Raw genomic sequence first — 8,257 nt, 5'->3', positions numbered from 1 at the left:
GGCGGGCGCCCCGGGGACGGACAAACCTACTCCGTCTCGCCCGGTCGAGCGCCGCGGGCCAGGGCGTCCTGGTACTCCTTGACGGCCTTGATCCTCTGCATCGGCTTCAGTCGCTCGAACATAGTGTTGCCATGCAGGTGATCGATCTCGTGCTGCAGGCACACGCAGAACAGGTCGCCCGAAGCCTCATAGCGAATCAGGTTGGCATCCAGGTCGTACGCCTCGACGACGACATGGTCGGGACGCTCGATCTCGCAGCTAATGCCAGGGATGGACAGGCAGCCCTCGCTAAACGGCACCAGATGGTCGCTCTGCTCAACAATGACAGGGTTGATGAGCACGTACGGGTCGTAGTCGTTCTTGTCGCTGTAGTCGCAGTCAATGGTGACGAGCTGAATAAGCTCGCCGATCTGCGGAGCAGCCAGGCCGCAACCGCCGTTGTCGAACATCATCTTCTTCATCTTCTCGGCAAGCGACTCGATCGCTGGGGTGATCTCCTCGATGACGGCGCACTCCTGACGCAGGCGAGGGTCGGGCGACAGTACGATTCCGTTGGCTTCCATGGCCATCCTTTCGGGTTGTTACATCAAATCATAGGCATCGACGTCAACGCTCACGCTCACGCCGCGCACAGAGCCCACCTCTTTGAGGCAGGCGTCGATATCATCAGAGACATGGTACCCCACAGGCGACTTCACAAGCAGATGGAAGCGGTAACGGTCCTTGGCTCTCTCGATTACACACGAAGCCGGGCCCAGCACCTGCGGCACGGCACTCCCCGCCCGCAAAAAATCGGGCGCGGCGGCATGCCAGCGGCGCTTAAGAAGCTTTGCAATGCGCCCAATGTAGTCCTGCGCGTCATCCGCGTTCGCCGACCACACCAAAATGTTGACCAGACGCACGAACGGTGGATACAGGGCGTCGCGGCGCTGGTCCAAGTCGTAGTCGGTAAAGATCGAACGGTCGTGCTTAGCGACGGCGCGAATGACCGGATCCTCGGGCAGGTAGGTCTGGATGATCACCTCACCGGGACGATCGCCGCGACCGGCACGGCCCGCCACCTGTTCCAGCAGATCGTAGGCGCGCTCCCCTGCGCGGAAATCGGGCAGCTTAAGGGCGAAGTCGGCATTGACCACGCCCACGAGCGTGACCTCGGGAAAATCGAGACCTTTAGCGATCATCTGGGTACCCAGCAACACGGCGCAATCCGCCGCATCGAACTGCTCGAGCAGCTTTTTGTGCGCATCCTTGCCACGCGTGGAATCGGCATCCATGCGAATGATGGCAACGTCCTCGGGAAGCAACTGGTGCAGAGCGTCCTCGATCTGCTGTGTGCCCAGGCCCATTTTTGCCAGGTAGCGACTGCCGCATTTGGGGCAACGGCTCGTGGGCGCGGGATACGGCTGCACGCGCCAAGACGAACCGCATGTGTGACACTGCAGCGTGTGTGTGCGCTCGTGATACGTAAGCGCTGTGGAGCAGTGGTTGCAGGTGGGGACGCAGCCGCACTCGCGGCACATCAGGAATGGCGCAAAGCCACGGCGGTTATGCAGCAACACGGCCTTCTCGCGGCGCTCGACCACACGCTCCAATCCCTCCATCAAGGGTTTTGAGATCATGGAGCGGCTGCCGTGCGAGAACTCGCGACGCAGGTCAGCAATGCGGACCGTAGGCAGCACGGCGTGTCCGGGGCGCTCGGGCATCTCGACACGCGTCCAGGTGGCACCGTTATACATGCCGCGGCGGCAGCGGTCGAGGGCCTCGGCAGAAGGCGTGGCCGACCCCAGCACGAGCGGGCAGCGATAGCGGCGCGCCATCTCGGCTGCCACCTCGCGCGCATGGTAGCGCGGACTGGACCCCTGCTTGTAGCTGGTCTCGTGCTCCTCGTCAATGATGATGAGGCCCAGGTCGCCAAGCGGGCAAAAGAGCGCCGAACGTGCGCCGACGACCACGCGGGCGGAACCGCTGGCAACCATGTCCCACTGGTCCAGGCGCTCGCCGGCCGAAAGACGCGAGTGGAAAACCGCGACCGTCTCGCCAAAGCGGGAGCGGAAGCGGCCGACGGTCTGGGCTGTCAGCGAAATCTCGGGTACCAGCACGCAGGCAGAGCGGCCAGCCGCGAGCACGCGCTCGATGGCGGATAGATAGACCTCGGTTTTGCCGGAGCCGGTGACGCCGTCGACCAGCACCACGTCGCCATGAGCGTCCAGACGGGCGCGCTCAATCTGCGCGAGTGCCTGTTGCTGGCCGTTGGTAAGGGAGACCGGCGCCTTGCCGCTTGCCGAGGACAGCGTGGTCTGCTCGCTGCAACCGCGCCAGGCACGGCGCTCCTCCACCACCACGACGCCGCGTTTTTCGAGAGCCTTGATGGTCGCCGACATACTGTTATAGAGAAGGTTGAGGTCGCGCGTCGTGACCGGGCCGCACTGGAGCGCCTCGATGAGTTGGCGCTGGCGGACCGCGGTCTTGGGCGGCGTATAGTCGAAGCCTTCGGGCGTAAGCATCACCCAGCGGTTTTGGATGGGTTTGACGGCTGGACGTTCAACCGTCCACACACCGTCGTCGCCCTTGACCACACGCGGGCTGCCACCCGGAGGCAAGAACAGGCGCAGACACTCGGAAAGCGTCGCGACATACTCGCGGCTCATCCAACGTGCGATGCGGGCGGCTTCGGCGGTAAAGAGCGGTTTGCTGAGGATGGCCTCGATGGGCTTGATGCGCACCGGGTCGAGGGAGTTGTTGCCCGGCAGATCGCCCAGATCAGGTGCAATGTCGACGACATAGCCCGCGGCGGCACGGTTACCAAAGTGGACCAGGACCGTGGATCCGATCTGGACCTCGTTGGCAAGGGACTCGGGGATGCCGTAAGCAAACGGTTCCGACAGCGCACGGGTGGGGATGTCGAGGACCACGCTCGCGTAGGCGGCAGGGGGCTCGGGCGAAGGCTTAGACTGAGCCGAGGCAGCGGCAGGCTTGGGCTTCACCGGAGCTTCCTCCGGTTCCGGCAAACCAAACAGCGACAGTTGTTGAGCCATACACCACCTCTAACGAACGGACCTGAAAGGGGTGGGACAAAATAATCAGTAGAGTTTGTCCCATGGCCGATACGAGTGTCGAGCTCGTTGCGTCACTCGAACATGGGACAAACACTACTGATTATTTTGTCCCAGCAACCCACTCATCGGTACAGAAACAAGAGCCCCGCTCGGGTGAACGGGGCTCGGATACATGCATTTGCGCGTCTACTACAGCGCCATCGTGCGAGCGCGGTCGATACGCGCCAGGCAGTCGTCGCGGCCGACGAGCGCCATGGTCTCGCCCAGCGGAGGGCTCACCATGTTGCCGCAGACGGCGACGCGCACGGCCTGGAACACCACGCGCTTCTTGAGGTCCATCTGCTCGGGCAGCGGCTCAAGCGCGGCGTCGATGGCCTCGGCAGTCCACTTGTCCACGCCCTCGAGCGCAGCCTTGGCGGCATCCAGAATGGCGCCCATGCCTTCCTTAGCCAGGCCCTTGTTAACGGATTTCTCGTCATACTCGAGAGTCTCGGCCGTAGCAAAGATGGGAGCGGCGACGGTCACGGCGTCGGTCGGCATCTTGGTGCGCGGCTTGACGATGGCGGCAAGCGCATCAATCCAGTCCTCGCCGTACTCGACGTTGCCCTCGATGAGACCCGCCTCGTGCAGCTTGGGGACCATGATCTCATCGGCAAACTGCGCGTCGGACATGCCGTTGATGTACTCGGCATTGACCCAATCGAGCTTCTTGGGATCGAAGGTCGCCGGGTTCTTGGAGATGCGGTCGAGCGAGAACTTGCTGGCTAGGACATCGCGCGGGATGATCGTGGTCTCGCCGTCGAGCGACCAGCCGAGCAGCGCCAGGTAGTTGACGAAGGCGTCGGAAAGGTAACCGGCGTCGCGGTACTCCTCCACCGAAGTTGCGCCGTGGCGCTTGGAGAGCTTCTTACCGTCGGCGCCCAGGATCATGGAGATGTGGGCGAACGTGGGCACGGGCGCGCCGAGGGCCTCGTAGACCATGACCTGGCGCGGGGTGTTGGACAGGTGGTCGTCGCCGCGGATGACATGGGTGATCTTCATCATGGCGTCGTCGACGACGGTCGCGAAGTTGTACGTGGGCGTGCCATCGGAGCGGAAGATGACAAAGTCGTCGAGCTCCTTGGCGTCGAAGGTCACCTCGCCGTGGACGGCATCGTGGATGACGACGTCGCCGCGGTCCTCGGGCACCTTGATGCGCAGGACGTAGGACTCGCCGGCCTCGATGCGGCGGCGGGCCTCCTCGGGATCAAGATCGCGGCAACGACGCTGATAGCCCTGGAAGGGGTCCTTGCGCTCCTGCGCGGCCTTGCGGTCGGCGTCGAGCTGCTCCTTGGTGCAGAAGCAGGGATAGGCCTTGCCCTCGTCCCAAAGTTTCTGGGCGGCCTGCTTGTACAGGTCCAGGCGCTCGGTCTGGGCATAGGGGCCAAAGTCTCCGCCCACCTCGGGACCCTCGTCCCAGTCCAGGCCCAGCCAACGCATGGCGCGCAGGATGATCTGCGTGTTCTCGTCGGTAGAGCGGGTGGGATCGGTGTCGTCAATGCGCAGGATGAACGTGCCGCCGTTAGCACGGGCGAAAGCCCAGTTATAGATAGCGGTGCGGGCGCCGCCGATGTGCAGCTTGCCCGTCGGTGAGGGTGCAAAGCGGACGCGAACGTCTGATGCCATGGAAATCTCCTCGATTGCAGGATGGATGTCTAACCGCACCAGTATAAAGCAACAAAGCAACCTCCGCACAAAGGGCACCGACCCACTCATTGAGGACAGACTTAAATGAGTAGGTGCGGAAAGGGTGTGAATGTTTGATTTACGCGCTATGATGTGCCCTTGCATAGAGAGCCCGGCGGAATGGTAACGGTCGCCGGGACACGTTTTTGAAAGGACAATCATGTCAGAAGAACTTCGTTCCATCCCACCCCAACACGGGTCCTTTGTTTTTACGTCGGAGTCGGTGACCGAAGGTCATCCCGATAAGATCGCTGACCAGATCAGCGACGCCGTCCTCGACGCAATCCTCGCCAAAGAAATAGAGCTGCAGGAGCAGGGCTATATTGCGCCCAACGGTGTGCCCGCCAACGTGGAGAACGTCCGCTGCGCCTGCGAGACCCTCGTGACCACCGGCACGGTCATCGTCGCCGGCGAGATTCGCACCCAGGCCTACGTCGACGTACAGGAAATCGCCCGCGGCGTCATCCGCCGCATTGGCTACAACCGCGCCAAGTTCGGTTTTGACTGCGACACCTGCGGCGTTATGAGCCTCATCCACGAGCAGTCGCCCGATATCGCCCAGGGCGTTGACGAGTCCTTCGAGACCCAGACCGGCGCTACCACCGACCCGATCGACCTGATCGGTGCCGGCGACCAGGGCATGATGTTCGGTTATGCCTCCAACGAGACCAAGACCCTCATGCCCATGCCACACTACCTGGCAAGCCGCCTGGCCGAGCGCCTGGCCGCCGTGCGTCACGACGGTACCCTCGCCTATCTGCGTCCCGACGGCAAGACCCAGGTCACCGTGCGCTACGAGGAAGGCAAGCCCGTCGAGGTCACGACCATCGTCATCTCTACGCAGCATGCCGCCGAGATCGAGGACATGGGCAAGATCAAGGCCGACCTCATCGAGCATGTCATTACCCCGGTCATGGCCGCCGAGAACATGCCGTGGGACAACGCGGACATCTACGTGAACCCCACCGGTCGCTTTGTTGTGGGCGGCCCCATGGGCGACACGGGCCTCACCGGCCGCAAGATCATCGTCGACACCTATGGCGGCTACGGCCGTCACGGCGGCGGCGCCTTTAGCGGCAAGGACTGCACCAAGGTTGACCGCTCCGCCGCGTATGCCGCGCGCTGGGTCGCCAAGAACGTGGTCGCCGCCGGTCTGGCCGACCGATGCGAAGTCGAGCTTGCCTACGCCATCGGCGTTTCCAAGCCCCTCTCAATCATGGTCGACACCTTCGGTACCGCGCATGTTGCCGAGGACAAGATCGTCGAGGCCGTCGAGAAGACCTTCGACCTGCGCCCGGGCGCCATCATCCGCGACCTGGACCTGCGTCGACCGATCTACGAGAAGACGGCAGCCTACGGCCACTTCGGCCGCGAAGACGCCGACTTCACCTGGGAGAAGACCGATCGAGTCGAAGAACTCAAAGCGGCCTGCGGCCTGTAAGCTAACGAGAAAAGCCACAGCCAAATAACAACGCACCAAAAGAAGTACCGCCCCCCAAGCGGTACTTCTTTTTTATTTAAACGGTGGTGAAGATGTTTCGACATGAGCCTACGCTGCGTCACCAGCTAATGAATTTTGCAGCACAGGCACTTCTACCATGTATCCTTAGTCCCGAGGGCGGGGCATAAGGTCGATCGCGAGTTCCGCACGAGCCGGAGGCCACTTAATGTGGCCTCCGTGCGAGCAGGACTGTCCGAGCAGGCGACCTTATGCCCCGCCCTCGGGACGATGGGACAAAACAAAGGAGCAGCCATGGCAGGCAAGCCGCAAACACTAGCTACGACCTCGGCATTCGAGATCTTAGGCCCCGTCATGGTCGGCCCCAGCTCATCGCACACCGCCGGCGCCCTGCGCTGCGCCCAAGTTGCCGCCAGCCTGCTGGAAGGCCGCATCACCAAAGTCACCTTTGAGCTGTGGAACTCCTTCGCCCACACCTACCGCGGCCACGGTACCGACCGTGCGCTCGTCGCGGGCATCCTGGGCCTCGACACCGACGACGAGAACATCAAGCAGGCCTTTGATCTCGCAAGCGAGCAGGGCCTCGAATATCACTTTGACATCAAGGGCGACGACGCCTCCATCCACCCCAACACCGTCGACATTGACATGGTCGACGACACGGGTGCGACGGCACAGGTCCGCGGTGAGAGCCTGGGCGGCGGCAAGATGCGCATCAGCCGCATTAACGGCGTCGGCGTTGACATCTCGGGCATGTACTCAACGCTCTTCGTGGCGCACAAGGACGTCCCCGGCGTGCTCGCCGCGCTCACCAACCTGCTCGCCTACGCACACGTGAACATCGCCTTCTGCCGCACCTACCGCACCGAAGTGGGCGGCCAGGCCTACTCCGTCTTTGAGACCGACGGCGCGCCCGACGACACTGTTGTCCCGATGCTGCGTAAGCTCGACAATGTCGATTACGCGACCTTTATCGAGCTCCCCGGTTCTGCTTCGTCGCTCTCCCCCGGCGTCTCGGCCAAGGAAATCTTCGACGACGGCGAGCAGCTGCTCGATGCGTGCGAGGAACTGGGGCTCAGCATCGGCGCCGTCATGGCCGTTCGCGAGGCGCGCCTGACCGGCGAGGCCCACGCCGTCGCCGCCATGCGCCGCGTGCTCGACGTCATGCGCGAGGAGACCACGGCCCCCATTTCCAATCCGCAACGCTCGCTCGGCGGCCTCATCGGCGGCGAGGCAAAGCTCGTCGATGCCACCGGCCGAAACGATCTGAGCACAAGCCTGATGGGCGCCGTCCAGACCGACGCCGTGGCCCACGCCATGGCCGTGCTCGAGCGCTCAGCCACGATGGGTGTGATCGTCGCTGCCCCCACGGCAGGCTCCGCAGGCGTCGTACCCGGCTGCGTGCTGGCGCTCGCCGACCACCTGCAGCTCGACGACGAACAGGTCATGGACGCGCTCTACTGCGCCGCCGCCATCGGCCTCAACCTCACCACGAGCGCCTGCGTTGCCGGCGCCGAGGGCGGCTGTCAGGCCGAGGTCGGAAGTGCGGCCGCCATGGCCGCCGCCGCGCTGGTGCAGATGCTCGGCGGCACACCCGAGCAGGCGCTCGACGCCAGTTCCATCGCGCTAAGTAATCTGCTGGGCCTCGTTTGTGACCCCGTCGGTGGCCTCGTGGAGGTGCCCTGCCAAAACCGCAACGCCATCGGCGTGGCAGCCGCCTTTAGCTCCGCACAACTCGCCCTCGCCGGCATTAAGAGCCTGGTGCCGTTTGACCAGATGGCACACGTCATGCTCTCGGTGGGCCACGCGTTGCCGGCCACGCTGCGCGAGACGGCAAAGGGCGGCATCGCGCAGGCTCCGGCCGCACTTTCGGCCTGTGCAAAATGCGGTGTGTGCGGATAGCGACAAAGAACGACTCGAAGGTGGGACAAATGTCCCACCTCTTTTGAATGCCACCGTTTCCATACCACAATCAACTAGGTAATCGCTATAATGCAAGCCCAGTAAAAATACGATG

5 protein-coding genes are annotated in these 8,257 nt (G+C 63.2%); 2 read left to right on the top strand and 3 right to left on the bottom strand.

Annotation, left to right across the window (positions count from 1 at the left end):
• Positions 1-26 precede the first annotated feature (26 nt).
• The 3 genes from def to gltX all read right to left on the bottom strand — a co-directional run bounded on the left by def (position 27) and on the right by gltX (position 4,721).
• Positions 27-563, bottom strand: coding sequence for a peptide deformylase (gene def / locus DW796_RS06245; RefSeq protein ID WP_118094591.1), 537 nt, complete (start codon positions 561-563; stop codon positions 27-29).
• Positions 564-581: 18 nt separating this feature from the next.
• Complete coding sequence (gene priA / locus DW796_RS06240; protein ID WP_118094590.1) at positions 582-3,035, bottom strand: primosomal protein N'; 2,454 nt, start codon at positions 3,033-3,035, stop codon at positions 582-584.
• A 210-nt stretch (positions 3,036-3,245) separates the two neighbouring features.
• A complete protein-coding gene (gltX, locus tag DW796_RS06235) occupies positions 3,246-4,721 on the bottom strand; it encodes a glutamate--tRNA ligase (RefSeq protein WP_118094589.1) in 1,476 nt (491 codons plus the stop codon).
• Between the two features lie 220 nt (positions 4,722-4,941).
• Here gltX and metK point away from each other — a divergent pair, with 220 nt between their 5' ends.
• A complete protein-coding gene (metK, locus tag DW796_RS06230; RefSeq protein ID WP_022094972.1) occupies positions 4,942-6,222 on the top strand; it encodes a methionine adenosyltransferase in 1,281 nt (426 codons plus the stop codon).
• A gap of 312 nt (positions 6,223-6,534) precedes the next feature.
• Positions 6,535-8,142 (top strand): L-serine ammonia-lyase, iron-sulfur-dependent, subunit alpha, encoded by a 1,608-nt coding sequence (gene sdaAA / locus DW796_RS06225; RefSeq protein ID WP_118094588.1) that lies wholly within the window; start codon positions 6,535-6,537, stop codon positions 8,140-8,142.
• The last annotated feature ends 115 nt before the right edge of the window (positions 8,143-8,257 follow it).

It is taken from the genome of Collinsella sp. AM31-2AC (genome assembly GCF_003469285.1).
Classification (GTDB): Bacteria; Actinomycetota; Coriobacteriia; order Coriobacteriales; family Coriobacteriaceae; genus Collinsella; species Collinsella aerofaciens_AT.
Note: the sequence above shows the minus strand (reverse complement) of the source record. Positions and strands in the feature narration are given on the sequence as shown.

Bases quoted from the DNA above. Each gene is read 5' to 3' on its own strand.
- gltX (WP_118094589.1), bottom strand. From the start codon at position 4,721: ATGGCATCAGACGTTCGCGTCCGCTTTGCACCCTCACCGACGGGCAAG.
- sdaAA (WP_118094588.1), top strand. From the start codon at position 6,535: ATGGCAGGCAAGCCGCAAACACTAGCTACGACCTCGGCATTCGAGATC.
- def (WP_118094591.1), bottom strand. From the start codon at position 563: ATGGAAGCCAACGGAATCGTACTGTCGCCCGACCCTCGCCTGCGTCAG.
- priA (WP_118094590.1), bottom strand. From the start codon at position 3,035: ATGGCTCAACAACTGTCGCTGTTTGGTTTGCCGGAACCGGAGGAAGCT.
- metK (WP_022094972.1), top strand. From the start codon at position 4,942: ATGTCAGAAGAACTTCGTTCCATCCCACCCCAACACGGGTCCTTTGTT.